Source organism: Anaerobiospirillum sp. NML120511 (genome assembly GCF_023050955.1).
Taxonomy (GTDB): Bacteria; Pseudomonadota; Gammaproteobacteria; order Enterobacterales; family Succinivibrionaceae; genus Anaerobiospirillum.
In genome coordinates, this window is record NZ_JALKIK010000001.1 from 148405 (window position 1) to 172142 (window position 23738).

A 23738-nucleotide genomic window follows, 5' to 3' on the forward strand; every position below is an offset into this window, starting at 1 on the left:
ATAGAAACTTTTACAATAACCTGGTGCCACAAGGGCCTTGGGACAGACCGCTGAGCGCTTTGTCTGTCTAAACATATAATGATATCAGGGATAGCACACAGGAAAAACCTCACAGCTCACACCTGGCCCCAAAAAGCATGCACTTAAAGGGCCAGGGGCAGCCCCGTAAGGCCCATACGGGCGCCCATGGCCCCATAGCCATCAAGGATCCCAGTACCGACCAAGGGCCACACGAGATAATGGACAAAATACAGAGCACCATCCCCACGCAGGTCCAGCTCTCATACTCCCGGCTGCAATTACGTATCATCACCTGTTAATATCCCCATCCCTACGCAAACCTTGCCCGCAAAAAAGGCCTGTCATGTAACCATGACAGGCCTTTAAAGCCACAGCTGCCCGCCTCTCACTGCCAGACAGACAGACCTTGCCTGACTGACAGTGGCAGACAATGCCAGACAATGCGACGCAGTGCCTGACATGGGCAGACAGGCCTCCAGTGCCTGACAGGGACCTGCCGGCAGACTGGCTAATACAGCGAGGTCATGCCCGCGCGTGCAAGGATGTCTCTGAGGTTACGATGCACACAGCGCGCGGACAATATGCGGTCAGCTCTGCGCTCACTGGCCATGAGATCACTGTAGGCCCTGCGGCCACCGCCACCGCGCAGCACGATGTCCGCCGCAGCGCTCTGAGAGTTGCTGCAGCTGTCATTGCCATATGTGGCAACCAGCAACGTGCTCTGGCCAACGTCAGCATCACCGCCCTGACTTTCCCACAGGGCAATAATCGCATCAAGATCAGCCTCACAAATCCCGTACACACGGCCATCCCCTGCTCCGGCACAGCTGCCGCTCCCCGCGCCCGCTCCTGTGCCGCTACCCGTGCCCACGCCTGTGCCTGCGTCTCTGCCCGCACTGTCATTTCTCTGAGTGCATTTGCCCTCCAAAGACTCACAGTCTTTCTTGATGTTTTGGCCATCAGATAACACACTCACAGCTCTCTCCTCATGTTCAGCCGGACAATCAGTGCCACTGCTGTGACATCCTCCGGACAAATTGCCCGTGGCCGCTGCAGCCTCACCTGAAGCTGATGCAGCTGCAGCAGCTGCGCGGTCTTCTCTGTCAGACGCACAGGAGCGTTCAGACGCAGAACCACATAACTTCTGCAGACCGGACATTTGAGCCATACAGGAGCTGACTGCCATGACGTCCCTTTCATCCCTGTACGACTGTGCAGTCTGGACATCCTTATCTGACCTGGCTGGCACCTGGGTACCTGATGATTCATGGCTGCTGTTGGCACAGTTAAGAGCCATACCGGCAGTTGAGCAGCAGCGGGGCAGGTCGAGAGTAAGGGCGGTCAGAGATTCACCTGACAGACGACTCTGGCACCAGAGGCCATAAGCCTCGGCAGGTAAATGAGCATGAGCTGACATGGTGTCTTCACAGCTGTGCCAGCAGCTGTCCTGAGATGATTCAACATGAGCAAGAACTGTATTATTGACTTGCATACAATACTCCAGGGGGCTGTAATGTTTGCAGGCAGCCCTGTTGATCCAGGCAAGGCTCATAAAGCCACCTGGCAGGGCCGGTTTACCCCTGTCATCACATTGCTGCAGATCTGCCCGGCAGGGGCCATAACTGTGGCCCCGTAAGATGAGACAGACTCAGTCAATGCAATCACAGGATATGAGCTAATAATGCGCTCTGAGCGGATTTCATGTAAGCTTTTGCTCCCTGTTTGCAACCCTCCCCTGCACAGCAGCCCTCAAACACCTGTAGCCATAAAAACCATGGCCTCCACCTCACACACCATAAGTCCCGCCAGGGCCAGTCAAGGCCCGTGCTGTCAGGATGTCACGCCCCCTTGCTCAATCCCTGTCCTGTCAAGGTCAGGCCGGGCCAGACCAGGCCCGCGCTGTCAGGCTGTCCGCGCCCCATGCTGCCATGTCCGGCCCACTCTCAACAGCCGCTCGCATTAGGCTATGCCCGCCATACTTTCAACAGCCGCTCCCATGGCGCCATGTACCACAGAAGCCCGGATTACGTCTTTCTTTTAGTACAGTTCTACTTAAAACAAAAAAGCACCCGTACTGGGTGCCTTTCATCACTTCTCATCACTTCTTATACTCTTCCAGATCATGTTTAAGCTTTGGCTCAATATCAGGTGGAACCCCCATCACCAGAAGTGGAGCTTTTTCTAATGGCCACCGACTGTCCACTGGAGACCAGATGGAGGATCAATGTATGGCCAGTGGACAGTATTAAGGGCCGTTAAACAGCTGATAAGCAGCACTTTTCCGGGCCGCTCATGGCCTGTAATGGCACTGGCAGGCCATAAGTATAGAGCGGCCCTTTGTCAGCTGTGCTGTCAGCTATACGCAGTCGTCATACTCATCAGCTGATGTGATCTCAAAGTCAGGGCATAAGGTCGGATCTGCAAGGGCAGCAGCCAGCTCCTCAGGACTGACCTCAGGGCGGGCCAGAGCGCTGCGGCGCTGTATGACACGTGCATACTCAGGATCAGTCTGAACCTGCTCGTCGCGAGCCTTTGCCCGCTCTTCAATGGCATCGGCCTTTACCAGAGCCTCGTCCTTGAGCTTGCGGCGCCCACCTGAGCGCACAGCCTGTCCACCGTCACCGGCTTTGGTCTTTCCTTTGGCCCCGGCCCTTGTTGTACCCTGGGTAGTACCTGCGGCAGCAGCTCTGGTTGAGCCCTTTGGTCTGCCCCTGCCTCTGCAAGCCGGTGTTGAACCAGCCTCCTGAGCATCAGCAGCGCTGTCAGCTTTCTTCTTGCGGCCACGGGTGCGCTTTACCGCACTCTGGCCTGAAGCATCAGCATTATTATCAGCATCGCCATCAATACCGGATCCTGTGGCTGCCCCTGATACTGATGATGCATCAGCAGCCTCTGACTTTTTCCTGCGACCTCGTCTGGCCTTAACAGGCATATCGTTGCCGACATCCGATACGGTACTGTCACCATCAGCACTGGCTGAAGATGCTGCTGTATCAGCACTGGCTGCACTGGCTGCACTGGCCCCCTTTGGCTTACGGCCACGACGGGCTTTGCCCGGAGCGGCTTCGTCACTTATGACCTCAGTACTACCTCCGGCACTGGCACCGACGGCACCGGCACCTGCCGCTGCTTCAGCTGCGGTGGCAGTGGTGGCGGTGCTCTTGCGCCCCCTGCCTGCTGATGCCGTGGCAACTGAAGACTCAGATGCTGTTTTTTCTGTCTTGCTCTTGCGGGTGCGGGGCTTTTTGGCATTGAGTTCCATCTGCTCAGGGGTAATCATGTCCTCAAGGCTGTTTCTTAAGAACTCATCTGAGCAGGCCTCACGCAGGGCTTTCTGGTTTTCCTTTTCCACAGCACTGGACAGATTGAGGGCTTTACGGGCCTGAGCGGCACTGTCAGCTATGGCATTGCGGCCCAATATCTCTCGAGTGCGACGACGCTCAACAGAAAAGCTGGTGAAAAGAGGATCAATATTGAGGGCATGAATCTCAATATCCACACCTGACAGATCCTCGCCTGGCCTGAAATTCAGATGAGAACTGTTCTTAATGACCACACGGCCAAAGATCTCCCTGATAACAGCAGAGCCTGAGAGTATTGATTCAACTGAGGTTGAGGCTCTTACTCTGACGCGCGGGCCTTCAGGACCAAAACCATGCAGGCTTACGCGTCTCCAGTCAAAGCCACGACCTGACAGGCAGCGCATCAGCCTGCTGTTATCAGCCTCTGAGCGGTCACACTGCTCAGTTATAACCTCATCATTGCTGTAAGTGACCAGACGGCCATCACTGTCAAAGACAAGGCCATAATCATCCTCAATGTCATCCAGTTCGCCAGCGTCCAGACTGTCATAAAACCTGTCCTCACCAGAGCCAAAGAATTCCCCAGCGTTAAAGACATCGCAGTTATCACCAATACCACTGGTGTAATAGGAGCCAGGGTCACTGTAAGCTCCGCCCCCATCAGTACAGACGCTGCTCCGGCATGCGCCTCCCTCGCTGGAGCCGCTCCCGCTGGCAACGCCACCGGCACAGCTGCCGGCGGCGGCGCCAGCCTCAGCTGAGGCCGATGACAGCGCTGCGCCCTTAAAGCCGGTCGGGGTGCTCAGGGCCGTCATAAGAGCCTTTTCACCCAGATCGACCTTAAGAGGATCCTGACCACGACCTGCTCGTGAGCAGGCCAGCAGATAGAGACTTAAAGCTACGCGCAGCTGCCAGTCCAGAAAGGCATGATCCTCTTGCTGGTTATACTCCTGCATCAGCACCTGAGCTCCCAGATCCATTTCACGGAAGCACAGATAATAGCCCCGGGCAATAATGACGTCGGTGGCTGTTCTTATCAGTACCGGATATGGCTGGATAACAGTACTGGTCTCTGAAAGAGGGGGAGCGGCAATAAAGGACTGCAGAATTTCCATACCAAGGGCATTACTGTTGGACTCGGACTGACGGGAGAAAGGCCCGTAGATATACTCCTGCCAGCTGCTGTTAAGCACGGCCCAGGCACGGGTGCGATCCACAAAGAATACGTAATTGCCGCTGACATAGACATCAGAATCACTGCGATTGATGCTCACGCGGCGCAGCGCACTCTCAAAGAGCTCCTTCATCTCTCTGAGCTGCAGCTCAAGGCGCAGCTCATCAGTAAGCTCAGGCAGCTCCTTAAGCTCAGCATCTTCCTCATCCCCTGCAGCAGCCGCATCAGCCCCTGCTGCACAGCTGTCGCTGCAGCAGCTGTCGGTACTTACAGCTTTCAAATCAGGCTGGCTATTATCCTGAGAGTCATTGTGCAAGTCATTGTGTTGATCATTCTGCAGATCATTACTCTGGTCATCTGGCTGCTCAACAGGTAAATCATCCTGCAAATTATTTTGTAAATTATTTTGCTCAGATTCCTGTAAATCATCCTGCTCAGATCCCTGTAAAATATCCTGCTCAGAATAGTGTGAGGCATTGTTCACACTGTTGTGCAAATCATCCAACATAGTATTTTGTAAATCATTCTGTAAAGAATGCTTCACATAATTATGTGAGTCAGCTGATGATTCGTTCTGCAAAATGTTTTGCAAATCGTTTTGCAAATCGTTTTGCGAATCATCTGTTTCATCACTTTGCTTAACGGACGCACAGCTTTGGGAGCAAATATTAGTCTCTCTCTCATTCACACTCCCGTTAGCATTCTCAGTGACATCTGCCAGGCATGAATAAGCGCCAGATGAGTGCTCACTGCCCATAGATTGCTCAGCACTTTTGCTTACCTTATTGCCGGTCTTAGTACCATCAGCGCAGTCAGCATAAGCACAGTCAGTATCAGTGCAGTCAGCGTCATCACTGTTAATACTTTGCAAATTATTTTGTGTATTGTTAAGTGCACCATTTTTAGCTGCTTTATCAGCCGCAGGAAGACTGTCCATGCCGTCGTGGCTGCATGAGTCTGCAAGCTCCCCCTTCCTGTCATTATGAGCGCCTGCAGCAACAGCTGCAGCATATGCATCAGCTGCGTCAGATGCATATGCTGCATAAGCTGCTTGCGCTACAACCACAGCCTTTTCTGCGTTTGCAGGAGCGGCTCTCATACCGCACAGCAGCTGAGTTTCCATATCAAGTACCTCGCAGTATTCGACCATGCTGTCGTCGGCATACTGCAGGAAAGTGTAATCACAATGTGAGCTGGAGGTCTTATTATGCCTGGAGCTGTCAGCTGCAGTGCTGTCGATATTAATTTGTAAAGCATTATCAGCACAGTCAGCACTGCCTGATTTGGCCTTGTCATCACCTGAACTGCAGGTATTTACAGCTTTACTGCCAGTAGGGGTCTTGCCGCTACAAATGGCCTCACTGTCAACCTCGTGAGCACTGGCGGCAATTTTTGCCGCCCCGTTTTGAACCTCTTCGCCCCCTGCTGATGAGACCTCAGATGCCCCGCAATGGCCCTGTTCACTGTCGCCATCACACACTTTATTTTCAGTTTTGTCTGCTGTAATGCAGTTGCTGGTCCCGGTACTCTCAGCTGTGGTGCTTTCCTTCTGCGCGGCCAGCAGGGCCTCAGGGTCAATAAAGTCCCATTCATCAGCAATGGCGCTGTCACTGTCACTGACAGCAGTGTCAAAGGAAGCATCAGAGTCAGCGTCCATATTGTCACCACCCTGGGCACCTTTATCAGCCTCAGCTGAGGCTGCAGCTGCACCTGCTTGTGCCACAGCACTGTCGCCTGCCAGGCATGTGCAGTCTGACGGGGCTGTGCAATCTGACGGGGATGTGTCGTCAACGCCTGGGCTCAGGCAGGACAGGTCTGCCGCTGCCAGGTCATCCATGCCTGAAAAATCATCGGCTCCCATGTCAGGATAACTGCCTTCCAGGTCCTCAGGATCAAAAGGAGCATCTGGATCAAAGTCCATTACCATATCTGTATCTGCAAGGCTTAAGACGTCCTTGCTGCCCGCCTGAGCGCCGCTACCCTGTACGGCCTGCATGGCAGATGAAGGAATGACCAGCTCAAACTCGTCATCCTCCATGTCAAAGGCAGCTTCGGGATCATCAGGGTCAGCGCTCATAGAGCTGTCAGGTGCCACCACACTGCCAGCCCCCCTGGCATCAGCTGTACTGTTATCCTTGCTGTCAAGGCCAGCTGAAAGACCGGTGGCGCCAGCCTCAGTGCCGCCTGCGGCAGCCCGGGCGCTGTCGGTGTCTGCGGCAGCGGCTGACGCGGATACAGCAGTGTCTGCATCGGCATTCAGGCCAGGCTCCTGGGCGTATGTTACTGAGTCATGCGGGGTCTGTGCTGCTGCCAGAGCTCGCTGCCAGGCGGCAGCAGCGCGTGATGGCGGAGCGCTAAGATCGATATTGCAGGCCAGACCAAGGGCATGCAGGCGGGACAGATCGTGCTTTATCTGAGTGCGCAGCATCAGGCCGCAGGCCAGCTGCTCACGGGTCAGATACTGAATAATGTACTGGGCGTGGACAGGCTCCCATACAGGCTGCTCCACGGCTTCCAGAAAGTCACACAGTCCTGATACCAGGGTGGGCACTACATGATCTGCAAGGCGCAGCTCCTGATAAGGGAAAATCTGGGAGATAACAGCTGTGGTATGAGAGCAGAAATGCCTGAAGACCTCTACGCCATATCTTTCAATACGATCGTGATACTGATAATCAGACAGACTGTCATGAAAAGTGGCTGTCCAGGGATTAAGACGCTCGCACTGGGCGCGGTAGCGCACATAGAGCATGTGAGCTCCTGTGTCTTCACAGAACTGGCTTAAACTTACGGTGCCACTGGCAGCATCATAGCGCTGACCATTATCTGCACAGATTTCGTATTCATAAGGAATGCGCCAGAGCTGATGGGCAAAGCAGATCATGATTAGAGACAGCTGTACTATTACCTGAAGCTGCTCATGATCATAGCGGCCCATTGAGGCCTGCACGGCCTGATGGTACAGGCTCTGACACAGAGGGCCAAAATGCTCTTTTTTAAAGGCATTGAGCACACCATCACTGTTGTGATCACGGTTAACTGAGAGTTCACTGAATCCGGCTGTTCTGACCATGATGTTGGATCGGCAGCGGTTTAAGGCCTCCTCATGCCAGCGCGCCCATTCATCATCTGAGGCAGCCATGCCCACCATGGGACCGAGCACTCTTGAGGTGGCAAGGCGGCGCATATCAAGGCTGTCGCCGCAAAATGGTTTGCCCTTTTTACCCACACGTTCAAGCTCAGGGAGCATAAAGATACCCTGGCCCTGGCCCATGCCTGCAAATGCGTCGCTGCCCCATGCGCCGCTGTCCCATGCTCCACCGGAACAGGCGCTGCTGCCATACGCTGCTGCGGGCAGGGCCCCGGCAGGATGATTTCCACAAGGCTGAGCCCCTGCCTGAAGCTCACTGTCGTACAGGGCAGTGGGGCCCATGCTGCTCAGAGCTTTGCCCCATGCCGAGGCTGTTACCTGGGGATAGCAGTTGCCTGTTCCCGTACCCCATAAGGTGCGTGCCAGATTACAGGCCTCCTTACCTGTAAGCTCCAGCCATTTGTGAGTGCTCTCAGGCCTGCTGCCGGCGGCTTTGCTGCCGGCTGCAGTACCTGTGCCTGCACGGCCTTTTGCTGCTACGTGAGCCGCCGGGGAGGCAAGCCAGGTGCTGCCGCTGGCATTATGCTCGTAATAATCAAGGCCCGTAGCCTGACGGGCCAGCAGGTCGGCGCTTATCTGGCCGGGAAGCTCACTGTTGTGCAGTACGGAAATAAAGTCATTGAGCTCATGGTGCAAATCATTGAGCTCATAACCGGCACAGTCCCATCTGCTCTCCCAGTCACTCTCATGAATAATGCCCTCATATTCGTCATTATCAAGCATAAGAGCTGAGCACCAGCTGCTGTTATACATGGCAAGCTCAGTGGAATCTCCGCAGATAAGACCAGGCTGGGAGCACTGATAGCCTTTAAATACCCTGCAGCTCTCACCGGCCCCTTCAGGGCGACTGCCCACAGCAAAAAAGCGCCAGTTGCGGCTGTCTTCAATCTCCTCATCAGCCCCGTCAGCGCCATCAGCAGCGCTGCCCGCAGCGCCGCCTGCAGCGGCGCCGGTCTGAGCAGCCGGGGCACGGCCACGGCTGCGGGCACGTCCTGATGAAGTGCTGTCCCTGGCGCTGCTGTCTCTTCCGCTGCTGTCCATGTCTGTTTCTTCAGCGCCGCCCTCACTGTCCTCATCAGCATCGCTCTGCTGAGCCTGGCGGGCTGCCTGAGCGCTCAGGAATTTTAAGATAGTGCTGCTTTTGACCAGACTGGCAGACAAAGTGCCATAGACCTCAAGGGCGGTATTGGCAAGGCGCAGAGAGCGACGCAGCATATCAGCCCTGTCCATGGCACAGCGCGTCAGCTCCACAGGCAGGGGACCGCACTGACGGACCAGCATGCGGATAAGAGGCATGAGCAGCAGAGCTCTTTCCTCAGGATTGCCCTGAAAGCTGCGCAGCAGGACAGCTATTTCACCCTGACAGTGATCGATTAACTGCTGATCACTTAAGACCTCAAAGCGTACCCAGCCATCTTCGGCAAAGGCATAACTCGGACGCATCAGCGCTGCATCAAGCTCACCTGTGCCCTGCTGCGAGGCATTAAGGCATAAGGGAGCCGCCCCGTCGTCTCTGACTTCATCCCAGCTGTCATCAAGCATATAAAGACCGCCCGGCTGCACGCCCGGGCCGGCCCCTCCAGCGCCCGCCCCTGTGCCGCCTTTAGCGGCGCCCGCGCCCTGGCCATAAGCTGCACATGATCCGGCCGGCTGTCCGTGCTGTGCGCCACCGGCGCCTTGCTGACCATGTGGGCAAGGATCTGCAGATACCTGCCTCGCGGCTTTATGACCATGACGGCTTTCCATGGCAGCTCCCTTGCGCTCAAAAAATGACGCCCATACCTGACTCATGGACGCCATTCGCTGCTCTATCCAGCTGACACTGCGCATAGCTGTTCTCCCTGTCTGTTATCTCAACTGTTATCTCAAGAGATGAAAAAAGGAAAATCTCACTTCAGGCTGCCGTCGCTGGACGGTCAGCCTGTAGTCCAGGCCCTGAAAGCAGGGCCACTGTTATCTTCAGTGCCGGTAAGGACAGGCAAGTACAGGCACGCTCCTGCTGTGCTGGCAGCAGGCACCAGGCACCAGGCGCCATTACTGTTATCAAAGGACCTGTCCAGCCTGTCCGTCAGCCCGGACAGGTACCTTACCTGCCTGATAAGACCGGCCCTTTACTGCCTGCAAAGCTGGCGCTTTGGTCACCTGCAGAGCCAGCGCCTGTGGCGCCTGCTGTCCCGGCACTTTGAGCGCCTGCAAGACCAGACAAGTGGTAACTGCAGCTACGGGCCATTTAATGCCTGCCTGGCCTGTCTGTATCTGCAGGACAGTGCCTGTATCTGCCCCCGTTCGGGCTTTATTACCATGCGCTCAGTGCTCTTATGAGCTCAGGGCCTGGTCGTGGCTGTCCAGAGCGCTGCGCTCCTGAGCCTGAGCGGCCTCGTCAGCTGCTGCAGCTGCGCCCGGGCGGGTGACCGCTGCCAGCATAATGGCGCGGCGCCCGCCATTGCCATTGTGAAAATCAAGCTGACGCTGAGGACTTTCACGCAAACTTAGCTCCTCGCTGACACGGCTAAGACGTAATGGGTCAGTAACGGCCTGCAAATCAGCTACCGCCTGAGGATTAAGATCACGATAAGGCATAGCAGGAGGCAATGAGCTCAGGCTGTAACCCCAGCTGCTGCCACTGCCGGGCAAGCCGGTGCCTGCAGGTGCATAAGGGGCCGGGGCGGCTGCCTGTGCAGCTCCTGCTACCGGAGCTGAGTGAGTATTAGCCCGGGCATGAGGCACAGCCATGCGGGCTGGCGAATAAGCCGTAACAGCCGGTAAGCCCGGGATGTAAGTCCTGGCTGCCTTTATGCCCGGAAAGCCCGGCACTGCCTTCATGTATGCCCCCTGACTCTCCCCGGCTCCAGCGGCGGTTGCATCCCCTGTTGCAACTCCTGATGGTGCCACTGTTGCAGCTGCTGTGGCAGTAGCTGCTGGAGCTCTGACCTTTGCTGTGCTCACAGTATCGCGCCCATCCTGGCCTGCGGCATCAGCCGGGGCCACTGCAGCACCTGAAGCTGCTGCAGCTGCCGCAGTCACAGACTGTGCCGGGGCTGTACCGCCATGAGTCTGGGCAGGCGTAGCGCCATTGAGACTTGCGTCGCTGTGGGAGGAAGAGGCCATGCTGCCCTCATAACTGCCGTAGGCAGCAGGGGCAGTGCCTGGTGCAGGTACCCCGTCATTAACAGCTGAATGAACATGATCCCAGGACATGAACAGATAGGGCTGCTTATCGGTGGTGAGATCGAGATTTGACCAGTCATGTATCCTGGAGAGCAGGGCACTGCGGTTATATACGCGTCTGATGATGCGTCCGGTATCAAAGGCTATGGCATTGCTGCGCAGCTCCATGAGATTGCGGGGATTTTTGCGTATGGGAAAGGACTCCTGATAAACATCAATTATCACTTCATCGCCTGTCTGGCCTGGGCCCGCGCCTGTCTGGCCCGCACCAGCGGCTGTCTGGCCCGCACCTGCTGCAGCGGCGCCTGGCGCAGCGGCGCCATCTGCATTTACGGCAGTGGCCGGAGCCAGGGCGGTTACGGCTGAATAAGAGTCCCGGTCACTTTCCCAGATAGCGCCGTTTGCGCTGGCAAGACCGGCGGCGGTGGTGCTGACCGGGGATTCAGCATCCGGTTCCAGAGCAGAGTTATTACGGGCATTGATGCGCTGCCACAGAGCAGCGGCCTCACGCTCACGTGAGGCGGCATCACCATGGGCAAAGTCAGCAGCCTGAGCCTCGCCTATGACATGCAGACGCCACCATGGGGTGGAACCGCCCTGATCATCTGGCGGGGTATAGCCTTTGGCACCTGGTACCCCAAGGCCGGCAGCGGCCTCTTCCATGTCCTCACGTGAAGGCACAGCTCCGTTCCATGGCTGCACACGGCGCTGCGGACTGCGGGCCTGAACAGCACAGTAATACCCTTCCACGCCTGCAGCGCCCGCGCCCCTTTCATCAGCACAGTCCCCATCCCACAGGGCATTTTGCACCACGGCATCACCATTAAAATCAGCCCCTGCTTTATGGACACCACCACTCATATCCGCCTCATCAGCGCCCATTAAAGTACTCATCAGAGCATAGTCAGGGGCATCGGCACTGGCGGCGGCACTTTCAGGCAGGCCCAGAGCCACACCGGCTGCCAGCATGGCAGCCACGGCTGCCTGAGCATGGCTGCCGTGCGGGCCATGAATGTCGTGCGGGCCATGGCTGGCGTGATATGCAACGCCCTCAGCCTTATATCCGGCAAGACTGTCAGTGTTACGGTCAGCCTGGTTGTCAGCAGGGCGATCAGCTGGGCGGTCAGCCTGGCGGTCAGCTCGTGGGTCTGAATCCCTGAAAGGAGCTGTGATTTTTAAGGATCCGGCTGCAGCCGGGGCCATATTGTTATTGAGATTGTGCTCTTGCATAGTGCTGTCCTTATGTTGTGACCATGAAGGTAGTGAATAAAGGTTTTCCTGGGAGCTGCTGCGTAATTGCCAGTGGACACTGCCAGGGGCAGCCGGACGGGTTCCGGGCTCACCAGGGGAGTTCATGCTCTGTTCTGGCCTGCTCAGATCCGGGCCGGGGACGAACCCTGGCATGGAGCTGTTCATGGGCCTGAGCTTGTGCCCTGGCATGACAGTGAACCCGGGAGGCCGTCTGCGCGCTCAAATCAGGCGCGGCGCTTTTTCTGAGAGGGCCGGTGGCCGTGGCAGCTGCTGCCAGGGGCGACTGAGGCGGGCTGACCTTATCTGCTGCGGTTGCCTGTGTGTCATCAGGTACTTTAAGCGGGCCCTGAGCGGCCCATGGTGGCGGGGCGCCTGCACTGCCCTGGGCGCTGTTGCCGGGGCCTCCGGCCTGATCACTGAGCTGCCCGAGGCTGCGCGCTGCCTCCAGTACGGCCCAGGCCGTGTCTTGAGCGCTCTGACTGTACTTAAAGCGCTGCTGCAGGGAGTGCAGGCGGGCAAATTCGCTGAGCACTGTTCCGGCCTGCTCAACAGCACCGGGCTCCTGGGCAGCCGCCTGAGGTACAGCCACGCCCAGTGCCATGGCTGACAGGGCCGCTGCCAGAGTAAGCATGACTCCGCCTCTGTCCCGCCCTGAGCTGCTGCCCTCATGTCCCTGTGACCTCATGAGATCGGCCCGGGCCAGGTACTGTTGCTCTGTCTTGCCTGCACAGCTGTGTTCTGCACTGGGGTTAAGCGGCTGAGCAGAACTGTCTGCAGTACTGCCGGTATGACTGTGCCCGACCGGAGCTGCTGCGCTGGCTGCCATGGGCAGGGGCTCAGTCAGGGCTGAGTGCAGTGCACCGTCCTCTGGGTGGTCTGCAGCAGTGAGGTGGGCTCTTGCTATCTCGAGGCGGTGCTCTGACCACCACATGGAGGTAAGGCAGGAGCTCCACAGCGAGCGCAGTACCATGGTCTGGGCAGCGCGGGCCTGATCGCTGTGGTCATGGGCATTGAAAATGCCCAGGTGGCGGCCTTCAATGGAGCCCTCTACAGTAAGGCGGGCCAGCCAGCAGGTGTTTTCACGGCGAAATTCAGGTATGTCGGGCAGATCCTCACTGGACACATTGGCAAGGGCTGATGAGAGCGAGGCCAGTACAGGATCGCCGCCCAGATAAAGGCCCCGTCCGTCACTGTCATAAACAGAGAGCATCTGGGCTTTGCTGATTAGTCCCTGCTCATGCAGAGCCTTGATATTGCGTTTTAAGACCTTGCGGGCCTGATCAAAGAGCTCATGGGCCGGCAAAGCAAGCTGCTCAGTCAGGTCCTGACCTGAGTGCCACAGCTCATCAAGGCGCGCAAAAGGCAAAGAGCGGTACCACTCAAGGCGCGCCCGCTGCGCAGCCTCATCCCCCGATCTGCCTGAAAGTGTGTCCTTATGCAGCCGGAAGCGGGCTCCCGATCCCGTCATGCTCACCGTAACCCGGCCACCCCTGCGGCCCTCATCACTCTCATGGTCATAAGCATCGCCCATCTCTGGCTGCACGGCCGCGCTCACTGCTCTGCCCGGCGCGCCTGCCGCGCCTGTATCAGCGCCATGGTAGCCGCCGCTGCCAGTGGCGGCTGCAAAAGTGCGCTTATCTAAGCTGGCCCTGCCCTCACCAGGGGCCATGGCTCCGGCTCTGTCATGGCCATTATTAAAAGCATCTGCTGGCTGTGCCAGGAAAGCCCCTGCTTTCTGTGCCGGGGCGGCACTGCGCCCGTAATCAGAACGCCCGGCTTCAGGGTGTTCAGAAGCAAGTCCACCGTGGCGTCCCGGACGCTCAGGAGGGGCCTCGCCGGTGCGCTCACGTAAAGCCTTTTTGCGTACGGCATACTCAACCAGTCTGTCGAGGCGCTGATGATTGCGCTTTGCTTCACTGAGCAGCTCACGTGCCCTGAGATTTCGGGGATCATCGGTGCGGCTGTCATGTAAGAGCTGCTCAGGCGGCAGCTCGCGCAGGGCCTCACGCCCGGCCGCTCCCTGCAGGGTATACAGGGACTTTGCAAGCTGCGCGGCCCCGGCAGCCCCCTCATCAGCTGCCACATCGCCTGACTGCGCGCATACGCCAGATTGTGCACATGCGGGCGCTGCAGTTACGGCGCTCTGACTCTTTGCGCTCTCCACGGTCACCCCGGCGGCTGGGCCACTGGAGCTGTCACTGAGGTATTTGCTTTCACTGCTGTTGTTCATTTGCATAGAACTTTCCTTATGTTGTGTTAATGATGGTGTTGCCAGGCTACGGGCCTGTGAACCGGAGCCGGTGGCGGTGGCAGCAGCTGCGCCGGGAGAGGCCGACACTGCAGTGCCGTCCTGTGCAGGGGATCCGGTGGCAGCGGCGGTCCATGGGGCTGCTGCGCCTGGTCGCTGGCCGCCCCCTTCAGGGGCGGCGCCCAGCACGGGGGCAAAGCGCCTGTCACTGCGACTAAGCTGGCGCCAGCGCAGGGGCTCAAGCAGCAAATCACCCGGGGCAATCACGCTTACTCCCGGCTCCAGCCCCCAGGCTGCAGCTATCTGCCGGGCGCTGACTGGCGGCGGATCATCTACAGGCGTTGCGCCGCCCTCAGGGCCGCTATCACTGCTGCAGCCTGAGTCCAGGGCACAGCTGTGAGTGTCGCGGCAGCTGCAGCTGCCGCTCAGGGCGGCCTGAGCCTTTCTGCGGGCCCAGGCAGCAAGCTGGGCACGGTAGTGCCTGTCTCTGACCTCCAGGTCCTCCCCTGAGCAGCCCAGAGCTGACGGGGCATATAAAGACAGCTGCCACAGGGTCAGCGGCCCTGACAGACCAGGACCATAAGCGCACAGCTGCGCAGCGCCGTCAGGCAGACTGTTACAGTCAAAGCCCGGAGCCAGCCTGGCAACTGTCATCAGGGAACCTTGGAGCGCCCCGGCGCCTTCTGAGAGCCCGTAAGCGCCAGCAGCTGCGACGCTGCCGGCCGCTATGAGGCGGCCTGCAGTGCCATGGACTGGGGCTGTGCTGGCGGGCTCTGTGTGCCTTTGTGCTGACGGGCCTGCCATGGCCCTGAGCAGGGAGCTGATGGCACGGGGGTCAGTCCAGTGCTGCAGCGCAGCATTAAGCCACAGCAGCTGCGCGGCCCTGGTACTGTCCGCACTGAGAGGCTGATAGTGGCTGGCCTGAAGATAGCCCTGCTCAATAAGGCAGCGCTCATACAGCCCACGGCCCCGGCGGCGCCAGTCAGAGCGCACTGCCTCAAGGGCATCAGGCCTGTGCTCAGGCGCGGTGTGCCCCTGGGCACCGGCCACAGAGACAGACCGGGCTAAAGCGTCCTGCCCTACACCGTGCAATGCGAAGCTGCCACTGTCAGATCCCACTACCCCGTCAGTGCGCTCAGGGTCAGGTGCGCTCTGCAGGACATCGCTGCCTGCCTTGCCCCCGTAAGAGCTGTCAGCTTTACCAGCCCCGTAAGACCAGGCCCTTTGGGCTTTACTGTCAGCTCTGTAAGCATGGCCGCCAGGGCCTGCACGGTCAGCTGGGCCTGCTCTGTTAATGCCCTCAGAGCTGACAGGGCGGGCGCCGCCGGCTGTGTCCTTATCGGCACTTAGAGGGCGCGCGCCGCCGGCTGCGTTCTGATCGGCGGTAATCGGGCGGGCGCCGCTGACGGAGTCAGGGGCGTTGGCCCTGGGGGCTGTACTGTCAGTGCTGTTTTCCGCTGCCGGACTTAAAGGCTGGCTGCCTTCAGGCTCCATGTCGGGCACGGGCCTGATGTGAGCCTCGCGCTGGCTGTACAGAGGGCGCAGTGCACCACTGTCATCGCGATCAGATCCGGCCTCCCTGGTGTTATCAGGGTCCATGCCCCTGATAAGAGCCGATCCGGCCTCAATAAGAGCTTCTCTAACCGCGCGCCCCGCCTCAAAAGCACGCTGCAGGCGCGACCGGGTGCTTAGTTCATCATCAGCTCCACTATGGGCCTGATCTGCAGATGCGCGGGCCTGTTCCCCGGTATCAGCTGCCCCAACTGCCAGGCCCTGACCTGAGACCTGACCGGTGCGCCCAGAATTCCTGACCGGGTCGCCTGCCTGTGCTGCCAGCACTTCCTGTGCTGCAAGTGCTGCCTGTGCAGCCCCGGACCTGGCCTGCTGTCCTGAGTACAGGGCTGCCTCAGACAGATGCGCTGTGTTCACCTGACCGGGCTCCTGAGCCTGCTCCTGCTTGTGCAACTGCTCATGAGTGGCTGTGGCGGCTGTCAGGGCTTTTTGCCCATCAGGGGCGCCAGCAGCCGTCTGCTTACCACCGGGCATGGAGCCTGAGAGCACAGGATCACTTACCTGGTAAGGCGGATCAGCAGGGTGTTCAGTACTGTCAGAGAGCATATCCGTGGCCTGCTTACCGCTAAGGTCCATCAGGGCAGCCCGCCCCGTATGCTCTGCGCTGTGCGGCAGCTGACCGTCAGAGACCTTTTGAGACTGCCCGGGGGCTCTGTCAGCCGCGCTGCGCGGCAGCTTGCCATGGCGCAGCAGGTCAATAACCAGCAGTCCCCGGCCTGCGGTGCGCTCCTCCCGGCCTGCGGCACTGTCCTCAGAGCTGCCGGCCTCAGAGGTCCTGACACCGGCCCCGTAATGGACACTGTCAGGGGCATTAAAGTCACCATGTTCATCAAGGCGGCTCAGAACTCTCAGTCCTGCCTGCTGCGCCTGGGATTTGAGAGCTTTGCGGGCTTTGATGGCAGTAAAAGCTTTCACAGCTTTCACATACTTCACAGCCTTGAGCTCAGAGCGATCTGCAAGCGCGGCAAGTCCTGTGAGCGCAGGCCATCCAGGCAGCCCGGTCAGTCCGGTGAGCTCTGTAAGCCCGGTCAGTCTGGTGAGCTCTTTTATCTTTGTCAGGTCTGCGGTCTCACCTGGCCCATCAAAGTCACCATGGAGCTCTGACAGACAGGTACTGAGATAAGCCCCGGCTGTGCTCACGGCTGTGTTTATGGCTGTGCCAATGGCTGTGTTTATGGCTGTGCCCACGGCTGTGTGAGCATGCCGGGCGGCAACTGTGCCCAGAGCAGTGCTGGCAGCACGGTTCAGGGCTGTCATCAGCAGCCCCGGGGCCTTATGCGTAAGCCACCCATGTGTCACTGTGCGCAAGCTCAGCCCTGCTGCCAGCTCCGGGAGCGCTGACAGGGTCAGGCTGCTGCCCTTAAGGGATGGACGGCTCTGCCCTGGGGGCGGAGCCGTGGCCGGGGCCGGGCTGTGGTTCAGGGAGCGGTGTGGCCCGCTGCGCCTGTGTATCTGGGGGTCAGATTCTGGCTTGCGGGCCGGCAGGGCGCTCCGGGGCAGACTGGCCTCCCCTGTATGCGCGGCAGCTGCCAGAGCTGAAGGGCCGTAGCCTGGTATATGCTCACCGGCCTGAGCAAGGGCCATGGCAGCGGCCTGGGTATTGCCCATGGCCGGGCCATTGCCATAGACATCGGCCCATGGCCCTGAGTGACCGGCGGCGGCCATGAGCACCCTGTGCTCACTGAGATTTGAGCCATACAGGGCCTCACTGTCGTGCGCCCCGGCCCGGGAGCTCAGCCACTTACGGCCAGGCGCCCCTTCATCACTGCCGGCTGCACCTGCCTGCTGGGAGTGATCCGCGCTCGCCTGTGCGCTGGCTGCCCCGTAAGTGCCAGCAGCTGCGGCCAGGGCCTGCGCCGGGGCAGAGCTCATGGCCTCTGCAGAGCTCCCGTTTCGGGCCCGGCTGCTCTTTGTCTGTGATGACTCAGGCAATGCCAGGCCCATGGCTGTCCCCCTCAGGGCGCTCAAGGCAGCAGACGGGCGCCCGGGGCCATGGGTCTGGGATTGATCATGGGCCAGGGCCTTAGCCTGGGCCTGGGCTGGCGGTGATAGAGTCAGCTCATTTATCTGTGCTCTGTCTGCCCTTTCATTGCTGGTAAGAAAAGCGCGCCGCTCAGGCAAGTGACTGTCAGAGCCTGTAAGAAAAGCTGCTGATTGAGCCGATTCACTGTCAGATCCCCTGAAAGTACGCCCTGCCGTACCCTCATCGGGTTCCCATCCGCCCTGATGCGACCTCTGATAAGGGCCGGCTATGTTGCGGTCATTGCTCTTTTGGAGCCGGGATTTACCAGGGCCGTCCCCCGGCTCAGGGCTGTTGTAAGAGGTCATCAGCTCGTAAAGCGAAGCGCGCCTTATCTGAGCGTCGGCCTTGCTGTCAGGGTCGTCAGAGGCCGCAGATACGCCTGCCACAGCTGAGGCTGTGGTGGCGGCATCAGGGACCGCATGAGCCGCATGAGCCACCTGACTGGACTTACCGGCCTGAGCCTGCCGGTCGTACTGAGCGGCCTTAGCCTGTTGGTCGTACTGAGCGGCCTTAGTTTGCCGGTCGGACTGAGACAGCTGCACTGACGGGGCTGAGGTGGACTGAAGGGCCTGGACCGAGCGCCGGGCGGCCAGCTCGAGGCTGTCATCAAAAAGGCTGGTCAGGGCCTCTTTATCAACCACGCGCTGCAGGCGCTCGGTGCGGGTCAGGTCACGGCCGCGCCATTTAAACCAGTCAGTTCCCTGCTCATAACAGTTCGAGCTTTCCTGAGCTGAGGCCTGGTCCTGGTAAGCGGAACCGGCATATGATCCTGCAAGGCGGCTCTGCTTTCTTTGCCAGGCTGAGCTCTGGCGCCTGTAGCTCAGTTCACGCTCCTGATGGGAATAGACATTGCCGGGGTAATGCCAGGTTGCAGCGCCCTGAGAGGTGGCAAGTATGGCCGGCTGCCTGTCGGTAGCCGGGTCAGGCATAAAGGCGCGCTCAGCCTCTGCGCGCGCCAGGGCCGCCTCTGAGCGATCCGGCCCCGGCCCCACAGCTATACGGGCCTGACTTAAAGGCGGGGCTGCCCTGTCAGCCCATACCTGTGTTACCCCGGCCCGGCCTGGGAAAGGCCATGTTATCCGTGGCTGAAGTCCGCTCTGAGCCCGGAACCGTGACCGCACGGTCCGGAGCCACTGCCGACAGTGACCTGGTGCCCAGTTCAGTGTCTTCGGGTACGGCTGCCGCCTTTACAGTCTCACGATCAGGCGCTGCAGGCGCGCGGGCGCCTGACTGTGAGCTTACGGCCATGGCCAGGTCAGCCGCCTCGGAAGATGCCAGGTCAGCTGCCTCGGAAGATGCCAGGTCCGGGGCGGGCGCAGCACTGGCTGTGCCGTGGGCATTGAGGGTGGCCAGCAGCTGCAGACCTGAGTCATGCTCAGGGTGCTGCTCTACCCAGTTGCGGGTCAGGGCCAGATAGCCACAGGAGCTGCTCTCAAGGGAGTTGAGCGCAAGGTCATAAAGTGAGCCCGGCATGGCATGAATGGCCCATGACATCATGCTGTCAGGAACGAGCATTTCCACAGCCGCGCCATCCTCAACCAGAGCAAGCAGAGCACGGGCAAGCTCCCTGAGCTCACTGTCATCAAGTGCAGCCAGTACCTTTGCAGTAGAGGAGGGGCTGAGCTCACAGCCCCTGCGCTCACAAAGCTCATCAACAGTGGTCTGACTGGCTCTGAAGCTTACCAGGGAGACAATATGGCGCTCATGAGCCAGAGCGGCCCGCTGTGAGCCAAAGACCAGCAGCTCCTGATAGCGCTCAGATAGCATTGCAAGGTGAGCTGCCAGAGAGTCAGGCAGCAGCACGGCGCTGAAAACTACGGGATCGGCAAGGCCGTGCAGATTGAGATAAAACTGCCAGCCCTGCAGCTGCTCAAGGAAGGTGGCCAGATGCTGACGCTGACTGTCGTCCATGGCTGTAAGCCAGTTATAGACAGCACTGCTGCGATCCAGATCCACAGGACAGACAAAGTCCCCGCCCTGATCCCCGGCGCCGCTGTCAGATCCCTTACCGGCAGCTGTCACGGCGCCGCTGCCAGCCACAGTGTCGGCATCAGCCACCTCACTGCTGTCGGCCATGTCGGCAGTCACAGACAAGCCACCGTCACCGGCAGCAGCCTGAGCGCTGCGCTCACTGAGCTGCGCAAGCTCAATGCGTCCTGCCTGAGCCCCCTGAGTGCTGCTGTTGCGCGGAGCTGATGAGCTGTAAACTGCCGCTCCGTCAAGTGCGGCTGTGACAGTCTCAGGCACAGCAGTAAGTTCAAAAGCCCTGCGGGCCTGCTCAAGCGCAGCTGATGCGGCTGCGGCTTTGGCGCCCTCGCTGCCCACACCGCCGTCAGCAAGGCTGGCTGCAAGGCCAGTACTCAGCACACTGTGCGCGTCGTGAAGACCGGACAATTCCCTGTGCTCCATGAGCGCAGAGCCTGACGACAGCGCAGGTGTTGCAGGGCGGGAAGTGGCAGCAAAGCTGTTATGAGCTGCAGGACTGGTATGGGCTGCCCTGGTGGCTGGCTCATGAATGTCACTGCTCTGTCCTGCCCGGGCTGAGGAGCTCAGAGTCCTGTCCTGCTGTTGCTCAGGGGCCGTGCTCTTTGAGCTCTGTGAGCTGCGCTGCGTGGTACCGGCCTGAGTGCTGTCAGCCTGGTAATGGGACTGCCAGGCAAGATATGAGTTGCGCTGGCCATCATGCAGGGCCTGCAGATGCTCAGGCTTGAGGGCAAACAGTCCATAGGCCTCAAGCTGCTTTTCCACGGCCTGCTCAATGCTGACATCAAGGCCATCAGTGGCCTGCCATAAAGGGGAGCTGCTGTAAGCCATGCTGTCCTTAAGGGCCACATGAGCAATGATGAAGGACTCAAGCTCAGCCTGCTCAAGAGGGCTCAAGGTGCTCAGCACTTGCTCTACCAGGCCCTGCTGCTCAAAAGGCACTTCAGGCCACAGCGCAGCTGTGCTCTGCCTGGTGCTGCCGGCGGCAGCGCTGCCCTGAGCGGCACGGGCGGCAGAGGCTGCAGCCAGGGCCTGTCTGAACTCAGGGCTGTTATCGGCCTTGCGCAGGCCCTGCTGCCACAGCTGAGCGGCCATGGCCTCATCGAGTATGCCCAGACTGCCCCAGGCACGCAGCTTGTTTTCAATGGCTGCCTGCAGACGGTGCGGCATCAGCCCGGCAAAGGCCATAAAGCTGTCGTGCGAGGCTGTACCCTGACGCTCAAGCTCATGCCAGGCCATCACTGTCTGCGTTAAAAAGTGCTCCACATGCAGCCAGCCGGCACGGCCGCCTGCTGCTATGGCCTGATGTACAGGAGTGAAATCAGCCATATTCCCCGAGGCTGCACCTGCCCTGCTGCCTGAGGCTGCAGCCAGGCCCGATGCAGCAGCACCCGGCAGAGACTGTGCTGCCGGCGCGACCGGTGCGCTGGCAGCATCTGGCGCTCTGGCAGCATTCTGTGCCTGTGGGGCAGCGTGCTCAGGCGCTGCAGATGCCAGAGCGGCCGGGCTGGTGCCGGTGACTGCGGCACCGTCCTCAAGGGCACGGGGCTGGTAGTCAATGGTCTTTATTAAGGGACGTACCTGACGCAGTGCGGTCAGGTTATCAATGCCCTGCTGCACTGACATGTGATCTGGCAGCCTGAACATGCCCAGATAGTCGCGGGCCATGGTCTGCTCATTGGCCTGAGCCATGGCGGCTGTATAGGCAGGACTGCCCCACAGATGAAGCATGTCCATGTACAGCTCACGGCTGTCTCTGCCCTGAAAGTCAGCAGCTGAGGCAGTGATATTGCGCATGGACTCGCCTGAGAGCACAAAGAGCTCCTCATCGCTCATATGGCCATCGGGATTTAAGACCTTTTGCTGGTCGCTGCCGTAATAGACACCGCCCAGCTGCTGGCCCACTATCTGGCCCATATGGTCAGTATCAGAAGGCTCAAGTGTGGTAAAGGTAAGCAGGGGCAGTACATCATGGGTAAAGTCCTGAGCCAGGCGGTGGCTCAGTGAACCCAGAGTGCCCATGAGGCTGTCTTTATCCTCCTCGGCGACAAAGTGGTTAAAAGGCACAAAGAAAGCAGCAACAGCGGCAATCAAAGTAAGGGAAAAAGCTGTCCTAATCAGGGAAAACACGCTGGAAAGCGGGTGATTAAAGACAAAGAGCAGAGGTTTAAACAAATTTCTCATAGCCCCTCCAGGGCTCACTAATGACCATGCCTGTTGATTAAAGGCGCCCTCAGACTTCCCCAGCTCAATGAAGTTACAGCCTGAAGCTGCAGCCGAACGTATGTGCAGCTGCAGCTGAGGTGACAGCCGGGCGTAAGTTCATCTGCCCTGGCTGCAGATCAGGCAACAGCCCTGGGCTGCCATGCCCGGTCAGCTGCGGTCACCTCAATTGGGGAAAGATTTCATTCAGAGGGAAGGACGGCCTTGCAATACAGGCCCCTGTGTACTACTGGACGTTCTCTGCGCCAGGGACGTGGGAGCTGCACATACCTGCACGAGCTGCCTTGAGAGCAGCCATGCTGTCATCGGCCTGAGCGGCGGTGTTGGGAGCAGAGCCGTCAGGAGTGGCCGCGTGGATAAAATCACGGACACAGGCAGCAGCCCTGGCAGCCTGCATGCGGCTTTGTCTGGTGCGGGCGCTGCTGCTAAGGCTATGAGGCTGTGCTTCTTTGCTCAGGCCGTACTTTGCAAGGCCCATAAACTCGCAGCTGGTTGCCTGCAAAGTGGCCTTGTGAGCGGCTGTTTTGCCGTGGCCTGCCCCGCAAAGCTCCATGGTCTGGAGCACAGAGCTGCGTGCGGCGGCCGCAGCTGCTCCGCCCCTGCCTGCTGATAGGCGCTGTACACTGTGGCTGTGAACACTGTGAGCTGATCCTGAGTCAGCTGGTGCAGTCAGGGAGCGGACGGATTGACGGGCTTTACCGGCAGTGACGGGGCGCACGGAGCTGCTCTCCGGGGACTGAGAAGACTGTGTGCCTGAGCCCTTATTCAGGGACACATCAGGGGACGGAGCTGAAGCAGACGCTGGAGCTCGAGCCAGTGCTGGTGCTGGAGCAGGGACAGGATCCGGTGCAGGGGCCTGTGCCCTGGTAAGACGGAATACTGTGCCAGGCTCCTGCGGCTGCGGGCGCTGATACAGGCCGCATAATGAGCGCACCAGCTGCCACATACGGGGCAGGGCTGAGACCGGGAAGGTGGAGCTGTCTGAGGCAGCACGCAGCGCACCTGCGCTGCGGGCTTCCCCTGAGCTCAGATACCTGCCATCAGCTGCACTTGTGGCTGCACTGGAGGAGGCGCTTTGATACGAAGGCACAGAGCCCGGGACACAGTAAGTAAGATTGAGGCCGTGATGGCACAGGGGCTGAACAGTAAGACGGGCACTGTCAGGCCTGGTCTGAACAAAGGAGGCATAAGCTCCCAGATCGACCTTGTGCATGCTCAGATTGAGCCTTTTATGACAACAGGTCATAGTGTTACTCCTTAAGCTTGATAAGCATGGTTCATGGGTATTAATCAGGGGCTTGCGCAGCCGCACCGGTAGCACAGTCGCAGCACTGACCGGAGCGCAACTGCAGCAGCATCGATCGCACCGCCAGCGCTCCATATGGCAATGAGCATCCTGTACGGCCCTGCAGCACTGCTGGCAGCCCGGTCCTTGCAGCACTGTGCATGCAGCAGGCTGTACTGGCTCCAGGTATGGGCAACCGGGCCTGGCTCTGACGGCGGCAGGCGCCGTAACTGGGGGTACGCCATTTATGCTGGCGGCCACGGCCGCCCCTGACTGTTTATTACCCTTTGTTTGTGTTGACTTGCAGCAGCGGCACTGGGCCGTGCTGCCATGGCTG

At 59.3% G+C, this 23738-nt stretch carries 6 protein-coding genes; all 6 read right to left on the reverse strand.

From position 1 onward, the window contains the following. Positions 1-529 precede the first annotated feature (529 nt). The gene (locus MXE39_RS00285) at positions 530-1513 is read right to left on the reverse strand and encodes a hypothetical protein (protein WP_246977786.1); all 984 of its coding nucleotides are present in this window, start codon (positions 1511-1513) and stop codon (positions 530-532) included. Between the two features lie 864 nt (positions 1514-2377). Further along, positions 2378-9439 (reverse strand): hypothetical protein, encoded by a 7062-nt coding sequence (locus tag MXE39_RS00290; protein WP_247073689.1) that lies wholly within the window; start codon positions 9437-9439, stop codon positions 2378-2380. 525 nt (positions 9440-9964) lie between these two features. Then, positions 9965-12046 carry a hypothetical protein gene (locus tag MXE39_RS00295; RefSeq protein WP_246977784.1) on the reverse strand — a complete coding sequence of 694 codons (2082 nt, stop codon included), beginning with the start codon at positions 12044-12046 and terminating at the stop codon, positions 9965-9967. 109 nt (positions 12047-12155) lie between these two features. After that, positions 12156-18839 (reverse strand): hypothetical protein, encoded by a 6684-nt coding sequence (locus tag MXE39_RS00300; RefSeq protein WP_246977783.1) that lies wholly within the window; start codon positions 18837-18839, stop codon positions 12156-12158. Positions 18840-18939: 100 nt separating this feature from the next. Then, entirely contained in the window at positions 18940-22077 is a 3138-nt protein-coding gene (locus MXE39_RS00305) for a hypothetical protein (RefSeq protein WP_246977782.1), read from the reverse strand. Between the two features lie 265 nt (positions 22078-22342). Continuing rightward, a complete protein-coding gene (locus MXE39_RS00310) occupies positions 22343-23362 on the reverse strand; it encodes a hypothetical protein (protein WP_246977781.1) in 1020 nt (339 codons plus the stop codon). Positions 23363-23738 lie beyond the last annotated feature (376 nt).

Excerpts from the sequence above, each read along its gene's own strand:
- MXE39_RS00310 (WP_246977781.1), bottom strand. The coding sequence starts at position 23,362 with ATGACCTGTTGTCATAAAAGGCTCAATCTGAGCATGCACAAGGTCGAT.
- MXE39_RS00290 (WP_247073689.1), bottom strand. The coding sequence starts at position 9,439 with ATGAGTCAGGTATGGGCGTCATTTTTTGAGCGCAAGGGAGCTGCCATG.
- MXE39_RS00305 (WP_246977782.1), bottom strand. The coding sequence starts at position 22,077 with ATGAGAAATTTGTTTAAACCTCTGCTCTTTGTCTTTAATCACCCGCTT.
- MXE39_RS00300 (WP_246977783.1), bottom strand. The coding sequence starts at position 18,839 with ATGCCTGACCCGGCTACCGACAGGCAGCCGGCCATACTTGCCACCTCT.
- MXE39_RS00295 (WP_246977784.1), bottom strand. The coding sequence starts at position 12,046 with ATGCAAGAGCACAATCTCAATAACAATATGGCCCCGGCTGCAGCCGGA.
- MXE39_RS00285 (WP_246977786.1), bottom strand. The coding sequence starts at position 1,513 with ATGCAAGTCAATAATACAGTTCTTGCTCATGTTGAATCATCTCAGGAC.